At 54.5% G+C, this 20,955-nt stretch carries 15 protein-coding genes; 10 read left to right on the top strand and 5 right to left on the bottom strand.

All coding sequences use genetic code 11. The features are described 5' to 3' along the window. Window positions 1-52: 52 nt before the first annotated feature. From HOJ08_02370 to HOJ08_02355, 4 genes are read left to right on the top strand one after another with little or no spacing between them, the layout of a single operon-like run. The gene (locus HOJ08_02370; protein ID MBT5672283.1) at window positions 53-1,540 is read left to right on the top strand and encodes an FAD-binding protein; all 1,488 of its coding nucleotides are present in this window, start codon (window positions 53-55) and stop codon (window positions 1,538-1,540) included. A 7-nt stretch (window positions 1,541-1,547) separates the two neighbouring features. Beyond that, window positions 1,548-2,795, top strand: a complete 1,248-nt coding sequence (glcE, locus tag HOJ08_02365; protein MBT5672282.1) for a glycolate oxidase subunit GlcE — start codon at window positions 1,548-1,550, stop codon at window positions 2,793-2,795. A 2-nt stretch (window positions 2,796-2,797) separates the two neighbouring features. After that, on the top strand, window positions 2,798-4,144 hold the full coding sequence (gene glcF, locus HOJ08_02360) for a glycolate oxidase subunit GlcF (protein MBT5672281.1): 1,347 nt from the start codon (window positions 2,798-2,800) through the stop codon (window positions 4,142-4,144). A 37-nt stretch (window positions 4,145-4,181) separates the two neighbouring features. Beyond that, window positions 4,182-4,490, top strand: coding sequence for a DUF1244 domain-containing protein (locus HOJ08_02355; protein ID MBT5672280.1), 309 nt, complete (start codon window positions 4,182-4,184; stop codon window positions 4,488-4,490). Window positions 4,491-4,510: 20 nt separating this feature from the next. Here HOJ08_02355 and HOJ08_02350 read toward each other — a convergent pair whose 3' ends face one another. The 3 genes from HOJ08_02350 to HOJ08_02340 are packed head-to-tail and all read right to left on the bottom strand — an operon-like array spanning window position 4,511 to window position 10,574. After that, window positions 4,511-5,758, bottom strand: a complete 1,248-nt coding sequence (locus HOJ08_02350) for an MFS transporter (protein MBT5672279.1) — start codon at window positions 5,756-5,758, stop codon at window positions 4,511-4,513. Next, the gene (locus HOJ08_02345) at window positions 5,755-7,050 is read right to left on the bottom strand and encodes an MFS transporter (protein MBT5672278.1); all 1,296 of its coding nucleotides are present in this window, start codon (window positions 7,048-7,050) and stop codon (window positions 5,755-5,757) included. The genes HOJ08_02350 and HOJ08_02345 overlap by 4 nt, the downstream gene beginning before the upstream one ends. Window positions 7,051-7,103: 53 nt before the next feature. Beyond that, window positions 7,104-10,574 (bottom strand): indolepyruvate ferredoxin oxidoreductase family protein, encoded by a 3,471-nt coding sequence (locus HOJ08_02340; GenBank protein ID MBT5672277.1) that lies wholly within the window; start codon window positions 10,572-10,574, stop codon window positions 7,104-7,106. A gap of 141 nt (window positions 10,575-10,715) precedes the next feature. Between HOJ08_02340 and HOJ08_02335 the strand changes: the two genes are divergently transcribed. Beyond that, window positions 10,716-11,699, top strand: coding sequence for an SDR family NAD(P)-dependent oxidoreductase (locus tag HOJ08_02335; protein MBT5672276.1), 984 nt, complete (start codon window positions 10,716-10,718; stop codon window positions 11,697-11,699). Between the two features lie 186 nt (window positions 11,700-11,885). Further along, window positions 11,886-13,148 (top strand): hypothetical protein, encoded by a 1,263-nt coding sequence (locus tag HOJ08_02330; protein MBT5672275.1) that lies wholly within the window; start codon window positions 11,886-11,888, stop codon window positions 13,146-13,148. A gap of 25 nt (window positions 13,149-13,173) precedes the next feature. On the opposite strand, the gene HOJ08_02325 is transcribed toward HOJ08_02330, so the two are convergent. Beyond that, window positions 13,174-14,901: a long-chain fatty acid--CoA ligase gene (locus HOJ08_02325; GenBank protein MBT5672274.1), complete on the bottom strand. Its 1,728-nt coding sequence runs from the start codon at window positions 14,899-14,901 to the stop codon at window positions 13,174-13,176. Window positions 14,902-15,027: 126 nt separating this feature from the next. Here HOJ08_02325 and HOJ08_02320 point away from each other — a divergent pair, with 126 nt between their 5' ends. Continuing rightward, on the top strand, window positions 15,028-16,821 hold the full coding sequence (locus tag HOJ08_02320; GenBank protein ID MBT5672273.1) for a M3 family oligoendopeptidase: 1,794 nt from the start codon (window positions 15,028-15,030) through the stop codon (window positions 16,819-16,821). Here HOJ08_02320 and HOJ08_02315 read toward each other — a convergent pair. Further along, entirely contained in the window at window positions 16,818-17,654 is an 837-nt protein-coding gene (locus HOJ08_02315) for an alpha/beta hydrolase (GenBank protein MBT5672272.1), read from the bottom strand. The genes HOJ08_02320 and HOJ08_02315 overlap by 4 nt on opposite strands. Window positions 17,655-17,769: 115 nt before the next feature. Here HOJ08_02315 and HOJ08_02310 point away from each other — a divergent pair, with 115 nt between their 5' ends. The 3 genes from HOJ08_02310 to HOJ08_02300 are packed head-to-tail and all read left to right on the top strand — an operon-like array spanning window position 17,770 to window position 20,618. Then, a complete protein-coding gene (locus HOJ08_02310; protein ID MBT5672271.1) occupies window positions 17,770-18,909 on the top strand; it encodes a Re/Si-specific NAD(P)(+) transhydrogenase subunit alpha in 1,140 nt (379 codons plus the stop codon). A 2-nt stretch (window positions 18,910-18,911) separates the two neighbouring features. Further along, window positions 18,912-19,214 (top strand): NAD(P) transhydrogenase subunit alpha, encoded by a 303-nt coding sequence (locus tag HOJ08_02305; protein ID MBT5672270.1) that lies wholly within the window; start codon window positions 18,912-18,914, stop codon window positions 19,212-19,214. A gap of 9 nt (window positions 19,215-19,223) precedes the next feature. Beyond that, window positions 19,224-20,618 (top strand): NAD(P)(+) transhydrogenase (Re/Si-specific) subunit beta, encoded by a 1,395-nt coding sequence (locus tag HOJ08_02300; GenBank protein ID MBT5672269.1) that lies wholly within the window; start codon window positions 19,224-19,226, stop codon window positions 20,616-20,618. Window positions 20,619-20,955 lie beyond the last annotated feature (337 nt).

The raw sequence follows: 20,955 nt of genomic DNA, 5'->3' as shown, positions 1-20,955 counted from the left end.
TAGTGACCACCAATAGTGGCCTGTGTAACGAGTGCCCGAGGAGACATGCTTTATGGAAATGCCTGAGCCAGATGCCAGCATTCTTGCTCGCCGCCATGAGATTGCCCGGGCGTTGCGCACGATGGTGTCTGTGGATGGGGTGATTGACCATGCAGCAGAACTTTCAGCCTATGAAAGTGACGGGTTAACGGCCTATCGCCAAGCCCCGCTCATTGTGGTTCTGCCCAGCAACCGAGACGAGGTCGCAGCGGTATTGGCGTATTGTGCTGCTGAAAAAATCAAGATTGTTCCCCGTGGGGCGGGGACATCGCTTTCGGGTGGGGCGTTGCCGCTGGCCGATGGCATTACCCTCGGGCTATCACGGCTCAACCGCATCTTGGACATTGATTACGTCAACCGAACGGTGACAGCAGAACCCGGCGTCACCAATTTGGCGATTACCCATGCGGTCCAGGAACATGGTTTTTATTATGCGCCAGACCCATCAAGTCAGGTGGCGTGCACCATTGGGGGCAATGTTGCCGAAAATGCCGGCGGTGTGCATTGTCTGAAATACGGGCTGACCACAAATAATATCCTTGGCCTTGAAGTGGTATTGCCGGGCGGTGAAATCGTGCGCCTGGGCGGGCGCCATATGGAACAAGGGGGCCTTGATCTTATGGGGGTCATGGCCGGGTCCGAAGGCATGCTGGGTATCGTGACCGAAGTCACGGTTCGCATCCGCAAAACGCCCGAAACATCTGTCGCCTTTTTAGCAGGGTTTGGATCGGTCGAAGATGCCGCCCAATGTGTTTGCGATGTGATTGCAGCGGGCATTATCCCAAGCGGCATGGAAATGATGGATGGGCCTGCCATTCGCGCTGCCGAAGCATTTGTGGGCGTGGGCTACCCGGTCGATGCGGCCGCGCTGTTGATTATAGAAATTGATGGCCCCGCATCTGAGGCAAAAGTGGCAAGCGGCGAAATCGAGAAAATAGCAAAGGCTGCGGGGTGTACAACCCTTCGGACCAGTGCAGGCGAAGCGGAACGACTTTCTTTTTGGGCGGGGCGCAAGGCGGCATTTCCAGCCGTTGGCCGGATTGCACCAGATTATTATTGCATGGATGGCACCATTCCAAGGGGCCGGTTACCAGAGGTGTTAGGTCGCATAGCAGGCATGAGCGAACACTACCAGCTGCAGGTCGCCAATGTGTTCCATGCGGGCGACGGTAATCTTCACCCGCTTATTCTCTATGATGCCAATGAAGCGGGGGCATTGGAAAAGGCCGAAGCCTTTGGCACTGAAATTCTCCGGCTTTGCGTGGAAGTGGGCGGTGTCCTGACCGGCGAGCACGGCGTTGGTGTGGAAAAGCGAGATCTGATGGACGACGTGTTTAGCGCCGATGATCTTGCCCATCAGCAACGCCTGAAATGTGCCTTTGATCCCGATGGCATTCTTAATCCCGGAAAGGTGTTTCCGACATTGCATCGCTGTGCGGAACTGGGCCGTCTTCACGTTCATGGGGGAAAATTGCCCCATCCCGAACTCGACCGTTTCTGAGATAGAGATGACCGAGACGATCGTCCCTAAAAACGAATCTGAATTGACCGATGCCGTAAAGGCGGCGTTGGCAGATAAAACCCCATTGGCAATTTCCGGTGCCGATACCAAAGGGGGGCTTGGCCATCCGGTGTTGGCCAAAGCCCGCCTTTCTTTGGGAGCGCATTCTGGCATTACGTATTATGAACCGGGTGAATTGGTGATGGAGGCATCCAGTGGGACGCCGTTGTCTGAGATTAAAGCAGCCCTTTCAGAACACAATCAGCAGCTGGCATTTGAGCCGCCGGATTTTGGCCCCCTGTTTGGCGCTGGTTCTGATCTGGGCACCATTGGGGGTGTATATTCGTGTAATCTTTCAGGCCCAAGGCGGCCTTTTGCCGGGGCAGCGCGGGATCATATTTTGGCCATTCGGTGTGTCAGTGGCCGGGGCGAGGTATTCGTGTCTGGTGGGCGGGTGGTGAAAAACGTCACCGGCTACGACATGTCAAAACTGGTGACGGGGTCTTATGGAACCTTGGCTGTTTTGTCTCAGGTGACCTTCAAGGTATTGCCCCGGGCCAGAAGTGCGCGTACCATTTTGGTGTTTGGCCAAAAACCCGATGAAGCGTTGGGCGAATACGGGCTGGCCCTGGAAGGGCTTTGGGAAATTTCAGGTGCTGCCTATCTGGAAGCAAAAGGTGCCGCGCGGTCAGGCGTTGATTACGTTGCTGGTGCCGGGCGTGCGGTGACGGCGATGCGCCTTGAAGGGGCCCCCGGTGCGGTGGCAGAGCGCGCAGCGGGCCTGCGCAAAACGCTGTCAGAATTTTCTGAAACCGAAGAACTGCACACCCATAACAGCCAGATTTTCTGGCGCGAGATTGCAGATGGCACTTTGCTGCCAAAGCATGATGGCCAATCTTGTGAAACGCTATGGCGGTTCAGCATGCCCCCGGGCGAGGTGATGTTGGTCATCGATCGCATCTTCCGGCGCTATAGTGGGGAAGTTCAGCTTGATTGGGCTGGTGGCATCGCCTGGTTGGCCCTTGATGCGCCTATAGATGGGGAAAGTATTACATCAATGGCAGAGCGGATGCGCCGTTACGCGGCACCGACCGGGGGCAACATTACCTTGTTTCGGGCATCAGAAGATGTTCGCAGCGAAGTCGATGTCTTTCATCCCGAACCGGCCCCCCTTGCGGCACTGAGCAAGCGCATTAAAAACAATTTCGACCCGGAACATATTCTCAATCCCGGTCGCATGTTTAAGGGCCTCTAGTCATGCGCACGGATTTCACCGAACAACAATTGAATGATCCGCGAATTGCCGCTGCAAATGATATTTTGCGGGCCTGTGTCCATTGTGGCTTTTGTGCGCCGGTCTGTCCGACCTATCAATTAACCGGCGATGAACTGGATGGGCCAAGAGGGCGCATTTGGCAGATGCGGGATGTTCTTGAATCTGATGGGCCTGTGCCTTTAAAGACCATCACCCATCTTGACCGCTGTCTTGGCTGCCTTGCCTGCATGCCCGCATGCCCGTCAGGGGTTGATTACGGCAGTCTTCTGAACATCACCCGAGCGATAACAGAGACGGATAAAACAAGGGTCAAACGATCCTTATCTGATCAATGGGTGCGCGGTTTTCTGAATAAAATTCTTCCCAGTCCGAAAATGTTTGCCTGGGTCATTGTCCTGGCACGGCTTCTGGGGCCGCTTCATAAATTGTTCGGGGGCAGTTTATTGGGGAGACGCCTGCGCTCGGCCTTGGCCCGGTTGGACAGGCCCTTGTTGGAGGGCGATTTTTTAACCCCCGGGATTTATGAAACGGATCAGAAAAAACGCGGGCGCATGGCCATGATTCCGGGCTGCGTCCAATCGGTTCTGGCACCCAACATCAATGGTGCCATGGTGCGGATTCTCAACCGCGCAGGGTTTGATGTGGTGATCCTTGATGGCACGCCATGTTGTGGTGCCATCAGCGAACATCTTGGACGGGCCGATGATGCCCGCAACCATGCAAAAACCATCATTGCCCGCATTGAAGCGGAAATGGCGGGGGCAGGCGTTGATGGTATTATTCAAACCGCATCAGGGTGTGGCACGGCCATGAAACACTATGGTGATCTTTTTGCAGATGATCCCATGTGGCAGACGCGTGCATCCTTGGTTGCCGGGATGGTGCGCGACGGGGGCGAATTTATAGAAGCCCTAGATGGGTTTGAGGATGGTCTGGATTTTCGGGCCGATCTGCCGCCCTTGCGGGTGGCTTGGCAGGCCCCTTGTTCTTTGGCATTCGGCCAAGGCGTTGCGGGGCGAACAGCGGGTATTTTAATGCGCGCTGGCTTCGAAGTGGTCGCCCCTGATGACGGCGGTGCCTGTTGTGGCTCGGCTGGGACCTATAATATTTTGAAACCGGGCCTTGCTAAAAATTTAGGCGTAAAAAAAGCGGTAGCCATTGCCGTCCTCAGGCCCGATGTGGTGGCATCGGCCAATCTTGGGTGCATGTTGCAGCTGGAACCAGAGATGGATGCCCCGATTGTCCATGTGGTGTCCTTGCTGGATTGGGCGCTGGGCGGGCCAGTGCCGCAAAATTTGAAACCCGTTATTGCTGAAAAAAGCGTATAATGACCGCCAACGACAAGGCTAAATAGAGGAACAAATCATGGATCAAGCAACGCGCACAGAACTGGAAGCGGCAGCCTTTCGGACACTGGTTGGCCACCTGCAGAAACGCACAGAAGTGCAAAACATCGAATTGATGAACCTGGCCGGGTTCTGCCGTAATTGTCTTTCAAAGTGGATGAAGGCGGCGGCCGATGATCAAGGTGTCGAAGCCGAATTCGATGATATCCGAGAAATGGTGTACGGCATGCCCTATGACCAGTGGAAGGCCAAATACCAGACAGAAGCCACCGATGAACAAAAGGCCGCGTTCAAGGATCACGTTGCCACAGAACATTCAGATAGCTAGCGGCTGGCGGCTGAGAAATCTCAGGTCGGGGTATTGCGTTCCATAGCATCTGCCATGGCATGGCGGCGGCGATGGAAGGCCATCCAGATGAGAACACAGATCACGCCAGCCCCGGCAACGGTGATGTCCAGCCCGTATTGTTCTGCAATCCAGCCCATGACAATGGCACCCAGGGCGGGCATCCCTCGGTAAACCTGCGTGTAAACCGACATCACTCTGCCGCGCACCGCACCATCTACGGCGGTTTGCATCAGGGTTTGGGTGCCGGTGCCGGTCACCACCTGTGCAAAGCCGACGACGGCTAAAAATACGGCCGCTGCCCAGAAATTTCCGATCAGGGCAAAGGCGGCCATGGCAATGCCGACCAACAGGTTGTTCATCAGAACGATTTTGGTCAGACCCGCAACAGGGCCGCGTTGGGCCAGCCAGATGGCCGCCGCGAACCCGCCGATCCCCATGGCGGTCAACAACCAGCCGAGCCCTTCGGCGCCTCTGGAAAAGACGGCATCTGCAAAGCCCGGGATCATGTCGGCGATGGGTCGGGATGCCACGGAGGCAACGACCAGAAGCAAGACCATGGGGCCAATACCCGGATGGGCAATGGTGTAGCGGATGCCTTCGGCAATTTCCCCCATCATGCCTTTGCGCTGTCCGGAGGCCGGTTCATCCGCACCGGATTTGATGCGGAACAGATTGACCATATGGGCGGCAAAGCACGCAAAATTCAGAAGAAAGACCGAAGCCACCCCAAAGGGCGCAATCATGATACCGGCAAGGGCAGGGCCAATGGCGCGCCCGCCGTTAAAGATGGTTGAATTGATGGCAATGGCCGTGCCCAGTTCCGCTTTTGGCACCAAAGATGGGAAGAACACCATGCGCCCGCTGGTGGAAAAGGGTTGGTTGATGCCGGTGACCAGTGACAGGACCAACAGCCCCCAGATATTGATGAAATCAGCGGCGGTCAGGCCCCACAACACCAAAGCGTGGATCATGATGATGGCTTGGGTCAGGCGCATCATAAAAAGCGACGATGCGCGATCGGCGATGGCCCCTGCAAAAGGTGAGATAATCACCACAGGCAAAAGATCGGCGGCAGCGATAATGCCCAGCCATGTTGGTGAATGGGTCAATTCCCATGTCAGCCAGCCAATGCCTGTGCGTTGCGCCCAAAGCGATATCAGTGCGGGCACCAGAGTTGTGTTGAACAGACGGTGATCGCGATGGCGGAGCGATTCAGCAATGTGGCCCCAGTTCCCAACCTTGATCATGATGAACTCGGTGATGAGGGTGGCGATGACGGCGTGTCAGCGGCTTTGACCGCGTCGGTTTCCATGGCGGCCTGCATGGCGGGAAGACGGTTCAGCATCCAGACCCAGACTAAAATTGCGATGCCGGCCCCCACTGACACGGGCCATGGAAGGCCGGTATGTTCCGCAACACCGCCAATCAGAAGGGTGCCGATGGCTGGCCCACCTTGATGGAGGAACGTATACATGGACATCACCCGGCCCCGAATTTCCCCGCTGACGGCGGTTTGCATCAGGTTCAGGGTGCCAATGGTGGTCATGCTCATGAAAAACCCGACAGAGACAATAATCACCGTGGAAACCCAGAAAACATCGCTGATGGCAAAGGCAATGATGGAAAGCGCCATGAACAGCAAACTGTAAGTCACCATGGATGTCATACCGACCACGCCGTCGCGGGCCAGAAAAACAAAGCCTGACAGCATGGCACCAAGCCCCATCATGGAGGTCAGCCAGGCGAGCCCTTCGGGGCCACGTTGGAAAATACCATCTGCAAAGCCGGGCAGAAGATCAGGCAGGGACCGGGCGCAAAAAGATGTGATCGTCAGCATGATCAGCAAGGGGCCAATGCCTGCATGATTGACGGAATAGCGAACCCCTTCGGCAATATTGGCGAGCGCGCCTTTTCCATTGTCAGATTTATGTTCAATTTCCAGCGGCTCCAGACTGATAAGGACGGCCAGAAACCCGATAAAGGTAAGCACGTTAAAGGCAAACGCCGGCGAAATACCGAAATTGGCAATGATTAATCCAGCCACCGCAGGGCCGATAAAGCGCGCCACATTAAAGATCATGGAATTGATGGCAAGGGCCGGCATCAGGTCTTCTCTTGGCACCAAATTGGGCACCATGGAAAGCCTCGATGCCGTATGATAGCCATGCATGAGGCCTAAAATAATGGTCAGGGTTAACAGCGACCAAATTTCGATCAAATCCGTGAACACCAAAATGGCGACCGTCGCAGCCTGACACATCATGGCAAATTGGGACCAGGTCGCCAGTTTGATCCGGTCCATGCGGTCTGCGTGTTCCCCGGCAATTGGGGTGATCAGCATCATGGAAAAAAGATCGGCAAAGGCGATAATCCCAAGCCATGCATATGAATGGGTCAGCTCCCATGTCAGCCAGCCCATGGCCACCCGGTGCGTCCAGGTCCCAACCAGAGAAAAGGTGCTGCCATAGGTGTAGTTGCGGTAATGGCGGTGGCGCATGGCGCGCCGGTAACCTGTGATGATGGGATTGTCGGAAAACATCGTTTGGGAAGTTACCTTGTGGCGGTTCTTTGTCTTACTCTTTTTATTCTCGTTTATTCTGCTGCGATTTGCCCTGATTTGCCATTTTCCAGCAAGGCAATCAGTTCTTTTCGGCGGGTTTCAATCTGAATTTGGGCACCCATCTTTATGTGGCCAAAGCCACGGAGCGCAATAGGCAGACGGGCAAGTTCCAGACAGAGGTCAAAATTATGTGGTGCCAGGATAGATTGGATGCGTTCAAGATCTCTTTCATACGCTGTGCGGGTGGCTCGCTCAAGTCTGCGTTCTGATGTCCACTGGAAGGGATCGAACCAGGTGCCCCGCAATCCTTTGGCCATTGCCAGCGCGCGCAGACAAATCTTTAACCACGGGCCGAAATGCCGTTTTCGGGCATGAATGGTAATGGGATCAATGGGGGAAAGCCCTGCCGGTGCCATATGATAATGGACCTGAAAATCGCCTTCAAAATTTTTCTTCAATGCGGCATCAAACACGCCATCGGTATACAGCCGGGCGATTTCATACTCGTCCTTGGGGGCCAAGACACGGAAATAGGCATCCATGATCGCTGTCTTTAATTTATTTTGTGCGGCAACATCTGGAACACGGTCTTGAATGACCATGGCAATGGCATCAAGGCGGGTTCGGTAGGTGTTGGCCAAGCCATCCCCACTATATTGACGCAGGGTTTCCAGCCGGAGCGAAACGCCATCTTCTGTTTGGGGTGCTGTGTCCAGATCAGCCTCCAGACCCGCCAGAGTGGTGACGGCATCTGGATCAATGCTTGCGCGTCGCCCCCAGGTGAAGGCTTCGGTGTTGGTCTTCGCATCGACACCGTTCAGGATGATGGCCCGGTGGATGGCAGCTTCAGAAACCGGGATCAGGCCCTGTTGCCATGCCAGCCCTAGAATAAACATATTGGCGGTAATGGCTTTGCCGGTCAGGCGAAGGGCCATGCGCGTGGCATCGGTGAGGGTCAGGGCATCGGGGCCAATTTGCGTGCGCAAAGCATCCAGCAACGGGGTTTGGGGAAATGCCTTTTCGGGATCGCGCAGGAATGCGCCGGTGATGGCGTGTTCGGTGTTGATCACAGCCCGGGTCCGCCCATGGGCCATGGTCGCTGCCTGGGGCGTGTCGGCGGCAACCACCAGATCACAGCCAAGAACGACATCGGCCATAGCGGCCCCAATGCGGCCCGCACCGGTCAGACCTGTGTTCAGGCCGATGGTGACATGGCTGGTGACCGATCCCCCTTTTTGGGCCAGACCGGTCTGGTCCATGACGTTTGCCTGTTTGCCTTCCATATGGGCGGCCATGGCAATCAAATGCCCGATGGTTACCACCCCGGTGCCACCAATGCCGGTGATCAAAATCCGCCACGCATTTTGGCCTTCGGGCGCTTTAGGGAGGGGAAGGTCTACCAGATGGTTCGGAATTTCAACATGATCAGGGCCATAAGGCGTGGTTTTTGGCTGCGCCCCTTCAACAGTGACCATGGCCGGACAGAACCCGTTAAGGCAGCTTTCGTCTTTGTTGCATGAGCCATGATCGATGCGGCGCTTTTCCCCAAACGGGGTGGCAACCGGGACCACCGATAAACAGTGCGATGCTTTTTGGCAATCCCCGCAGCCTTCGCAGGCGCGTTCGTTGATGAAGACCAAACGGGTTGGTTCTTCCATTTCACCGCGTCTGCGGCGTCTTCGTTTTTCAGCGGCACAGGTTTGGTCAAAGATCAGAACCGACACACCGGGGCTTGCGGCCAGTTCTAATTGGGCGCATTCAAACCCGTCGCGGCCCAACAGGGTGGTGCCATCGGGCAGGGGGTCTGATTTTTTGTATTGCCCCGGTTCTTCGGCAATGACGGTGATGTGTTTGACGCCTTCGGCGTCCAGTTCACGGGCAATCTCAGCGACGCTAAGGCCGCCTTCGACCTTTTGGCCGCCGGTCATGGCAACGGCGTCGTTGTAGAGAATTTTATAGGTGATGTTGACTCCGGAAGTGAGTGCCGCGCGAATGGCCAGCAATCCGGAATGGTAATAGGTGCCGTCCCCTATATTGGCAAAGACATGTTCGGTATCAGTAAAGGGTGCCTGTCCGATCCAGCTTGTGCCCTCACCGCCCATTTGGGTAAGGGTTTGGGTGTTGGGGTCTGACCACAGCGCCAAGGTATGACACCCGATGCCCGCCAGTGCCCGGTGGCCTTCGGGGACCCGGGTAGAAATGTTGTGGGGGCACCCGGAACAGAAATGCGGTGGGCGTCGAAGGGCAGGCTTTGCCAGTGCAGGCAATTCAGGCGGGGTGTTGGGTGGGTTGATATCAAGTGCGGCCAATCGTTCATGAATGCCGTGGGCAATGAGTCTGGCATCAATGGGGCCTGCAAGGGGAAACAGGGGGGTGTTCGATTTTCCCATGATGCGCGGGCGAACTGATGCCGGCAGGTCATAGAGGATGTCGCGCAGTTGGGGTTCAATCAGGGGGCGTTTTTCCTCAACGACAATGATCTCTTCCAGACCCTTTGAAAATTCACGAATTTTTGTTGGCTCCAGCGGCCAGACCAGCGCAGGCTTGAACAGGGCAATGCCCATTTTCTGGAGGGCGGCTTCATCAATGCCCAGCAGTTCCAGCGCATCAAGGGTGTTCCCCCAGGGCTTGCCAGCCGCAATGATGCCAATGCGGCGGTGGTCCTTGGCACCCATTTGCCGATCCAGACCCAGCGCGTGCGTGGCGGCGCGGACCATGGCCATTTTTGGCCCAGCCAGTCGACGTTCTTGGGCCAATGCCGGGTCAGGCCAGCGAATGTGTAAATCATCGGTGCATTCTGGGGGCGTGGGGAAAATAAAGCGCGATAGCCCGGTTTTGATGCTGGCGGCCTGTTCAATCACGTCTGATGGGCATTTAAGGCCCACCCAACAACCCGAAGCCCGGGAAAGGGCGATGCCCGCCACGCCAAAGTCCAGAACATCTTGAAGATCAGAAGGTGCGAACACAGGAATTTGCGCATCCATAAAGGCAAATTCGCTTTGATGGGCGGTGGTAGAGGACGCCCCGCGATGGTCATCCCCTGCGACGGCTAAAACGCCTCCCAAGGGCGCGGTCCCGGCAAGGTTGGCGTGCTTGAAGGCATCGCCTGAACGGTCAACGCCGGGGCCTTTGCCGTACCATAATCCAAAGACGCCATCAAAGCGCGCGCCGGGCGAAAGCCCAATTTGTTGGCTGCCCCAAATGGCGGTGGCGGCCAGCTCTTCGTTGACGCCCGGTTGAAATACGATGTTGGCGGCCTTAAAGGCCATGGCTGCGGCGGTCAGTTCGCGGTCCAATCCCCCAAGGGGGGACCCCCGATAGCCGGAAACAAAACCACCGGTTTTTAAACCGCGATCGTGATCCAACCACGACTGGGTCAGCAATATCCGGGCAAGGACCTGATCACCGGTCAGCAACAGGCGTTCAGAATCACGTTCAAAACGGTCTTCTAACTGGATATCATCAAGGGTAGTCTTTGGGGGCATCTGCTGCCATTCTCCCATGTTCGTCCCCTTAAGTACGACGCATGGGCTTGGCAATCAATCACTGCCACGCGATGCGGGGGTGATTTTGATGCTTTGGCGCGCTATACGGTGGGGCTAAACTCTCAATTAACGCCATCAACGAATGGATATTGCCAGTTTATGACTGTTCTTGTCACCGGTGCAGCCGGGTTTATCGGGTATCACGTAAGCAAGGCCTTGTTGGCCCGGGGTGACGCTGTGATCGGTGTCGATAATTTGTCGGATTATTATGATGTTGCGCTGAAACAGGCGCGCCTTGATCAATTGGCCCCCCATAAGGACTTTCAGTTTAAACAAATCGATCTGGCTGATACGGCTGGCTTTGATGCGGCTTCGGCTGGATTTAGGGATGTGTCAGGCATCGTGCATCTTGCGGCCCAGGCCGGGGTTCGGTATTCGCTTGAAAATCCCCATGCCTATGTCCAGTCCAATGTGACAGGGCATCTCAATATTTTGGAACTTTGCCGCCAAATAGACGGGTTGGACCACCTTGTTTATGCGTCATCGTCTTCGGTCTATGGCGGCAATGAAAAACTGCCATTTTCAGAAACCGATCCTGTGGATCACCCGGTATCGCTTTATGCGGCCACCAAAAAAAGCGATGAGTTGATGTCGGATTGTTATAGCCATCTCTATGGCATCCCAGCGACCGGTCTTCGGTTTTTTACGGTCTATGGCCCTTGGGGTCGGCCAGACATGGCCTATTACAGTTTTACCAAAGCCATTTTTAACGGGGACCCCATCCAGGTTTTTAATCATGGTGATATGAAACGCGACTTCACCTACATCGATGATGTGGTCCGTGGTGTTTTGGGGGTTCTTGATCATCCGCCGCAAAGCGAAAAATCTAATGATGCGCCGCACCGGATTTACAATATAGGGAACAACCAGTCAGAGCATTTGCAGCACTTTATTGAGGTTATCGAGGCATCCGTTGGCAAAAAGGCAACCTTGCAGATGGCGCCAATGCAGCCAGGGGATGTAAAGGAAACCTATGCCGATATCAGCGCAATTCAACGCGATATTGGCTTTGCACCGACAACCTCTATCGAGGAAGGCATTCCTGCCTTTGTCCAATGGTATAGAGATTATTTCGGGCTCTAATTTGGCAATGTGACGTCACTGCCAAGCGGTGCCCTTCATAACCAAATATTCAAAAAAGCAATAAATAATTAATGCTTTTCATATGCAATATTAATTACGAGTTTTTACCTGACTTATTATTTACATCTTATGATTGTAATTAGTCGTGGTTGTATGGTTGTTGATATGTTTGGGGGACTGAATGTGATGCCTGAAAATGGCGAGCAACAGTTGCGAAGTCAGAGCCAAGTCGCAAAGGCGGGGGTAAAGACCACCAAAGCGATGAGCGTGTTTGAACACGCAATGGTTCTGCACGAAAGGTTTCTGAGGGGCGTCACGGGTGGGCGCCGCGCTGATTTGCGTAATATTGATCTGACGGGTAAGAAACTGAACAAGATTGATCTTCGCGATGCCATGGCTGCGGGGACCAAATTTACGGATTGTTCTTTGCTTCGGGCAAATTTTTCCAAGGGTGATTTTTTCGGGGCCCATTTTGAACGTGCTGATATGCGCTGGTCCAATCTGACCGAAGCGGACGTGCGAGGCGCTTTTTTCCTGGAGACGTGTCTTTCCGGGGCCATTTTGACCGAAGCCGATTTCCGGCCCGGCGCGATTTATGATTCCGGTTCCGGGATCATTGATGATTCTTCAATTTTCAAAGATGGTGCACGGGTGGCCAACCTGACCGGCGTGAATTTGTCTGAGGCAAATTTGGTGCGGGCCAAGATGAACAATGCGGAACTTTTCGCAGCAGATTTACGGGGTGCGGATTTAAGCGATGCGGTTTTAGACCATGCCAATTTACGGAATGCTAATTTAGAAGGGGCCAAGGTTGAAGGCGCTAAATTCAGGGGTGCCCTTCTTGAAGGTGCAAATATGCGGGGTGTGGATTTGGCCGATGCCAACATGGAAGATGCCATGTGCAAAGGCATGATGATCGATGATCTGGAATCGGAAGATTCTGACGAGCCCACGGACGTTGAAAAGTTGCTTGCTGCTCATAAAGCGTGGCTTGAAAGCAATGGCGCAAAGGGAACGCCGTCGGATCTGTCTGGCCAAGACCTTTCCGAGATGAATCTTGAGGGCTTTGATTTTTCCGGCGCAAAATGTGCGGGTGCCCAGTTTCAGGGCGCTAATCTGAAGGGTGCTAGATTCAACATGTGCGTGCTTCACAAAGCGAATTTGACAAGCGCCAATCTTGCAGATGTTTGTTTCGATGGCGCCGACCTGTCAGATGCTCAATTGGTAAAAGCAGACCTGCGTGGGGCAACATTTATATTGGTTGAGGTCAAAAATGCACTGGGCCAGTCCACGGGACGGTCTTTGCCATCCAATTTGGCCGGGGCCAATCTAACCGGGGCGAACCTTACGCTCGTGGATTTATCCGATACAGTTTTGACCAAGGCTACCTTGCGAGATGCGGTGCTTACGGGCACACAATTGAATCCGGATTATAAGGTGGTTTCCTGACGCCAATTATCCTCACGCAGGGGGTTCATTGGTGGTACAGGGCCCCAAGGCGGGTTTCATAAATTTCTTTTAAAATATGGCGGCGCACCTTCAGGGTTGGTGTCATCTGGCCATTTTCGATGGTGAAGGGCGCATCGGCCAGAATGCAACGCCGTACCCGTTCCATAGGGGCCAGCCCTGCATTCACCCGCACCAGAGCCGCATCTATTTTTGATTTGATATCCTCATCGCCTTCTAATAGGTCCGATGCCACGATGAGTGCCACAAGGTGGGGGCGTCGGTCCCCATAGACCATGGCCTGAGCGATTTCAGGTTCCAGGGCCAGCAAGCCCTCTATGCGTTGGGGAGAAACGTTATCGCCTCCGGAATTGACGATGATGTCTTTTTTCCGATCGGTAATTTTAACAAACCCGTCACCATCAACAACGCCGATGTCCCCGGTATGGAGCCAGCCATCCCCAATGGCATCATGGGTGGCATCTGGTTTGTTCCAATAGCCGTTCATGACCAACTCGCCGCGAACCAGAATTTCGCCATCTTCATGAATGCGCAGTTCAACGCCTTCAAGGGGTGGGCCAACGGTGTCGATGCGGTTGTCGTCAGGTGGGTTGCAGCTGATGACGGGGGCGGATTCGGTTTGGCCATACCCCTGTAGGACGTTGATGCCAAGGGCCAAAAAGAACACGCCTATTTCATAATTCAGCGGTGCGCCGCCTGACACCATGAAACGTAAACGCCCACCAAAGCGGGCCTGAACTTTGGCCCGCACCAATCGGTCCAGGACACAATCGATTAATCGTTCCCAAAGGGTCAACTGGTTCGGCGTTTCATATCGTTTGCGGCCAATTTTAACGGCCTGTGCGAAGGCCAATTGTTTTAATCTGGATCCCCGTTTCAGCCCCACGCTGATCTGGTTTTTGAACACTTCGTACAGTCTGGGCACTGCCGTCATGATGGTTGGGTTGGCATCTTCCATGTCTCTGACAATGGTGTCAGTGCCAAGGGTGTAATAAATTTCTGCCCCAAGGGAGACAGGAAAAAACTGTCCGGCGGTATGTTCGTATGAATGGGATAACGGCAGGAAGGACAAAAAGGATTCTTGACCCCATTGCAGATTCCGAAACATTTTCTGGATGCCCTGGCAATTGGCAAGAATGGCACCATGGCTCAGCACCACGCCCTTTGGCGCACCGCCGGTGCCAGAGGTATAGATGATGCACGCTGCATCACTGCGCGCCCCGGTGTGGGATACCATGGGGGCTTTGGGAATAGAGAGTTGATCCCATTCATGGATTTCTGCCCCAAAATCCTGCTCAATTTTGAAGGGTTCCATGACGACCAAATGCTTGCAATCGACATTTCGGGCAATGGCCGCCATCAGGGGAACCGCCAGCGCTTCGGTGGAAACGATTGCCGCTTTGGCCCCGCAATCGGTCAACAGATAAAGATGATCTTCTGGCGTGTTGGTAATGTAGGCGGGGACCGATATGGCCCCGATCGCCATGATGGCGTGATCTGCGATCAACCATTCTGGGCGGTTTTCTGAGACAAGGGCGACCCGGTCGCCGGGTTTAATGCCCATGGCCGCCAAATTCCCTGCAAGCGCGCGGGTCTGGTTGGCCGCTTGTTCCCAACTGAAGCTTCGCCATGCCCGGTTTCTAGAGCCCTTCTTGCGATCTTCGCGGCCATGAAGAAAGGGTGCATCCCCCAGCTTTTCAGCCTGATGAAAAAACATCTCCACAAGGGTATTCATGGCTCCGGGATCGGCGGCACGATCATTGGAGGGCGTAGAGGAAGTATTTTTTTCCAAGGGTTTCTCTTTTTACCAACGTTGATGGTTTATAATGCAGGTTCAAACAGGAAAAGGCACAGATAGATTATGGCAAAACAGGCAAAAACTGCAAAAAGAAGCGGTGGTATTGGAACCTTACCACGCTGGAATCTGGATGATTTGTATTCAGGCCCCGGTTCAAAGGTGATGGCCCGTGATCTCGCCCGGGCGGAAAAATTGGCCGTGGCATTTGAAAAGGTCAATAAGGGCCGGATTAAATCACTTTCGGGTGCCAAACTGGGCGCAAGCGTGGCTGAATTTGAAGCACTGGATGAAATCCTTTCCAAAATCATGTCTTACGCCCAATTGCTGTATGCCTGCTCGGTCACCGATGCGTCTATCGGCCAGTTCTTTCAGACCACGTCGGAACGGGTGAATGCCATTGCCACCCGGTTGTTGTTTTTCACCCTTGAGATTAACCGCTTGCCTAATCAGGCCATCAAACAGAAATTAAAATCCCCGGCCCTTAAGCATTACGCATCATGGCTGCGCGATGTGCGTGCCTGGCGGGCCCATGAACTTTCAGACGACATGGAAAAATTGCTCCATGAAAAATCACCATCCGGGCGTGCTGCATGGGTGCGCCTGTTCGATGAAACCCAGGCATCGCTGCGCTTTCCCATTGGCAATAAAAAATTGACCGAGGCAGAAGCGCTGGACCTGCTTTCAAGCCCAAAGGCCCCAGTGCGCAAGCGCGCCGCTCAGGTGGTGGGCAAGGTCATGGGTGAAAATGCCCGGACTTTTGCGCTGATCACCAACACCTTGGCGAAAGACAAGGAAGTGGAAGACCGCTGGCGCGGATTCAAAGAACCGCAATCATCGCGAAACCTGTCCAATTATGTTGAAGACAAGGTGGTGGATGCGCTGGTTAATTCGGTCAAAAAGGCATACCCCAAATTGTCGCACCGCTATTACCGGATGAAGGCGGGCTGGATGGGAAAGAAACGTCTGGATTATTGGGACCGCAATGCGCCGCTTCCAAAATCGGCAGACAAAACCATCCCCTGGACCCGCGCGAGAGACATGGTGCTGTCGGCCTACGGGGATTTTTCACCGGAAATGGCATCTGTTGCCAAAGGCTTTTTTGATAAACGCTGGATTGATGCGGGCGTCCGGGCGGGTAAGGAATCGGGGGCTTTTTCCCATCCAACTGTGCCCAGTGTGCATCCCTATATCTTGATGAACTATCAGGGCAAAAGCCGTGATGTGATGACCCTTGCCCATGAACTGGGCCACGGGGTTCATCAGGTTCTGGCAGGCCCCCAGGGCCATTTGATGTCTGATACCCCCCTGACCCTCGCCGAAACCGCATCGGTGTTCGGAGAAATGCTGACGTTCCGTAAAATGTTGGCAGAAGAAACCAATGGTGCGGTGCGCAGAACGTTGATCGCGGGCAAGGTCGAAGACATGTTGAACACGGTGGTGCGCCAGATCGCCTTTTACGATTTTGAACGCCGCGTGCATGGGGCTCGGCGGGATGGCGAATTAACGGCCGATGCCTTGTCTGACATCTGGCTTGCGGTGCAGCGCGAAAGTTTGGGCCCGGCCTTGAAACTGGATGGGGATTACCGGTGGTACTGGGCCTATATTCCCCATTTCATCCATTCGCCATTTTATGTCTATGCCTATGCCTTTGGCGATTGTCTGGTGAATTCCCTTTACGCAACCTTCGAAGCCAAACCCGATGGCTTCAGGGAGAAATACCTGACCATGCTGCGTTCCGGCGGCACATTGCGCCATGGCGAATTGCTAAAGCCCTTTGGTTTAAATGCCGCCAACCCTGCCTTTTGGGGCCGGGGATTGGAAATGGTCTCAGGCTTGATTGACGAATTAGAAGATTAACGGGGCGTGCCCGCGATTTCGTGAATCCATTCAGCGGTTTCGCGGACCACCTGTTTTTCGATGCCGCGAAAACCGTGGGCAGTTTTTGAGGCACATTCAGACCCGCGATAACTTTTTCCGCCATCACCGCTATAGCCCCTGATTGCCACCTTTGGTGCGCGGGTGATTTTTTTGGCCAATGCGGGCAAGTCTTCAAACCGGGTGACATCGCACGCATCGTCTTTGTGGTGGGCAAACAGCACCGGGACTTTGATGTTGGCAAGATTGGCGCTTTCCAGCCGGTCCTTATCACCGCCCGCATTGTAACGCGTGACGGTGGCTGTCAAAACAATACCGCCCAATTTATTCGGGGCCATATTACCCGCAATGCCCGCTGCAGAAATGGTGCCCCGGCTGGTGCCGATCAGGAAGGCCGGCCCGGAGGTGTATTTGCGAAGATGTTTGATCAAGGCGCGGATGTCTGTCGTGTGATCCTTGCTGGTCCGCCACCGAAACATGCCGCTTTTTTGGTCTGATGGGGCATCGGGGACGGCGACCAACAAATCGTGCTTCACCCAATGTTTCCGGGTGCGCACCAAAAAATTCCCGGCCGGATTCCCGGACCCATCCCAATTGTCCAGATTGATATCCCCACCGCCACCGGCAAACAAAATGGCAATGGGCAGATTGCCCGCGCGCGCACCACGCAAGATGAATTTAAGGGTAACGCCGGGTCGGGTTTTGATGGTTACCACATCTTCTGCCAATGCCGGGGCCGGGAAAAGCAGCACTGCAAACAGAAAGGCAAACAGGCCGGAGGAATTGATCGGGCAGCGAACGCTTTTTGGCGGCATCTTTAGCGATCCTTTATTCTTCCAGATTATCTTCCATGGAATAGGGGCTGCGTTAATATATTGTTAACTATACTTGCCCTTGGCAAACATTAGGTAATCAGGCTATTTAAGTGCCATGAAAATTGCGATCCCAAAGGAAACGGCCAACGGTGAAACGCGCATTGCGTGTTCGCCAGAAACCGTAAAAAAATTGGCGGCTCTGGGTCTTGACGTTGTGGTTGAGGCCGGGGCCGGTGCTGGCTCCTCTCTTTCCGATGATGCGTTCAAAGACGCTGGCGCTGCAATCGCGCCGGATTGTGGCGCTGCCCTGGGCGATGCTGACATCGTGTTCAAGGTGCAACGCCCCAATGACGCAGAAGTTTCCCTGATGAAAAAGGGCGCGGTTCTGATCGCCATGTTGGCCCCTATGTCTAATAAGGACGCTGCCAGCACCTATGCCGCCCATAACCTGACGGCCTTTGCCATGGAACTGGTGCCGCGCATCAGCCGGGCACAGAGCATGGATGTTTTATCATCCCAATCAAATCTTGCCGGATACAAAGCAGTGCTGGATGCCGCCCATGAATATCGCCGGGCGTTCCCGATGATGATGACAGCGGCAGGGTCTATTGCACCGGCGCGGGTCTTTATAATGGGCGTTGGCGTTGCCGGGCTTCAGGCCATTGCCACGGCTAGACGGTTGGGTGCCATTGTATCGGCCACCGATGTGCGCGCCGCGACGAAAGAACAGGTTGAAAGCCTGGGCGCCAAATTTGTCATGGTAGAAAGTGACGAAACAGAAGATGCAGAAACTGCAGGCGGGTACGCCAAAGAAATGTCCGATGATTACAAACGCGCCCAGGCAGAACTGATCGCTGAAACCATTTCAAAACAAGACATCGTCATTACCACCGCATTGATCCCCGGCCGCCCGGCCCCGGTTCTGGTGACCGAAGACATGGTCAAAACCATGCGGGCTGGTTCCGTGATCAATGATCTGGCGGTCGAAGCGGGCGGCAATTGCCCGATTTCAGAAGCAGACACGGTTGTCGTGAAGCACGGTGTTTCCCTGATTGGCTATACCAATGTTCCCGCCCGCCTGGCCGAAGACGCCAGCCAACTCTATGCCCGGAATTTGTTGAATTTTCTTACCCCCCTGATCAATTCTGAAACCGGTGCGCTGGAGATTAATTGGGAAGATGAAATCATTACGGGTTCCGCACTTTGCCATGACGGCAAGGTTATTCACCCGCTGTTGACAGAAAAAGGGGCCTGATCATGGAAGCAACCGTGGTTGATCCGTTCGTCTTTCGTCTGGCCATTTTCGTGCTGGCGATTTTTATCGGGTATTATGTGGTGTGGTCGGTGACCCCGGCGCTTCATACCCCGTTGATGAGCGTCACCAACGCCATTTCTTCCGTCATTATTGTTGGCGCCTTGATCGCCGCCGGGCCGACGGGGTTTGAACTTTCCAAAATCTTTGGCCTGATCGCCATTGCCTTGGCTGCCATCAACATCTTTGGCGGCTTTGCGGTGACCCAACGGATGCTCGCCATGTACAAGAAAAAAGAACGGAAATAGGGGGCCATCATGACAGCTAATTTCGCAGCCCTTGCTTATCTTTTGGCATCCGTCCTGTTCATCATGGCGCTCCGTGGCCTTTCCAGCCCGGAAACGGCGCGTTCGGGCAACAGCTTTGCCATTACCGGCATGATCATCGCCATTGTCACCACGGTGGCGCTGCCCGGCGTGTTTTCCTATGTGGAAATTTTGGGTGCCCTGGTGGTGGGTGGTGCCATCGGGACGGTGATTGCCCTGCGCATCCAGATGGCGGCCATGCCCCAATTGGTTGCAGCGTTTCATTCTCTGGTGGGTTTGGCAGCCGTTTTGGTGGCCGCAGCGGCGTTTTATAATCCGGCAGCCTATGGCATCGTTGATGCCAGCGGTGTGTTGAAGGTTGCCAGCCGCATTGAAATGTCGCTGGGTATTGTCATCGGTGCCATTACCTTTTCAGGCTCCATCATTGCCTTCACCAAATTACAGGGCCTTGTTTCCGGCAATCCCGTGGTGTTCCCGGGCCAGCATTTATTGAACCTTGTGATCGGGCTGGTGATTGTTGCCTTGATCGTGGCCTTTGCCATTGATGTGGACCCGCGCTGGTTCTGGTTGATGACGGGTTTGGCATTCTTGATCGGCTTTTTGATCATCATCCCCATCGGCGGTGCCGATATGCCGGTGGTGATTTCCATGTTGAATTCTTATTCCGGCTGGGCTGCTGCGGGCATTGGCTTCACCCTTGAAAACACCGCGCTCATCGTCACAGGCGCGCTGGTGGGATCATCGGGTGCCATTTTGTCCTACATCATGTGCAAGGCCATGAACCGGTCGTTCTTCAGCGTTATTTTAGGTGGCTTTGGCGGCGATGCCGGTGCCGGGCCAGCATCATCCACGGGGGATCGTCCGGTTAAAGCCGGTTCCGCCGATGATGCGGCCTTTATCATGAAGAACGCGGGCAAGGTGATCATTGTTCCCGGCTACGGCATGGCCGTGGCCCAGGCCCAGCACGCGCTGCGCGACATGGTCGACAAGCTGAAAGCCGAAGGCGTGGACGTGACCTATGCCATTCATCCCGTCGCTGGCCGCATGCCGGGGCACATGAACGTGCTGCTGGCCGAAGCCAACGTGCCATATGACGAAGTGTTTGAACTCGAAGAAATCAATTCCGAATTCCAGACCGCAGACGTGGCCTTTGTGATTGGTGCCAATGATGTCACCAACCCCGCCGCCCGCGATGATCCGCAAAGCCCCATCTTTGGCATGCCAATCCTGGACGTGGATAAATCCCAGACCGTGTTGTTTGTAAAACGCTCGCTGTCACCGGGCTATGCCGGGGTTGATAACGATCTGTTCTATCGCGACAACACCATGATGCTGTTCGCCGATGCCAAAGCCATGTGCGAAGGCATCGTCAAAGCACTGGATTAGGAACGCCGCATAAATACCCGAGCGTAAGTATTACTTGTCAAACGGGGACCTAAAGTATAAGTTTTTTTGTATCCTGCGAAAGAACTGACGCAGGGTTTTGATCATCCCGCAGCTCGCCAAATTCATTTGGCCCTCGCGGGTTTTTTTGTATCTGAAATTTAACCCACCCCCTAAAAGGCCCCGCAATTGCCGGGCCTTTTTTTATAGGAGTCCTGCAATGACCGAACACCCTGACAAAACCCGCCGCAAACGTCTGGCCCATGGTGGCCTGGCGCAGATGATGCGTGAAGACCCCCGCTACTTTGATAGCAATGCCCCGGAACATTCCGGCATGGTC

The organism is Rhodospirillales bacterium, assembly GCA_018666775.1.
Taxonomy (GTDB): Bacteria; Pseudomonadota; Alphaproteobacteria; order SMXQ01; family SMXQ01; genus JABIXC01.
Note: the sequence above shows the minus strand (reverse complement) of the source record. Positions and strands in the feature narration are given on the sequence as shown.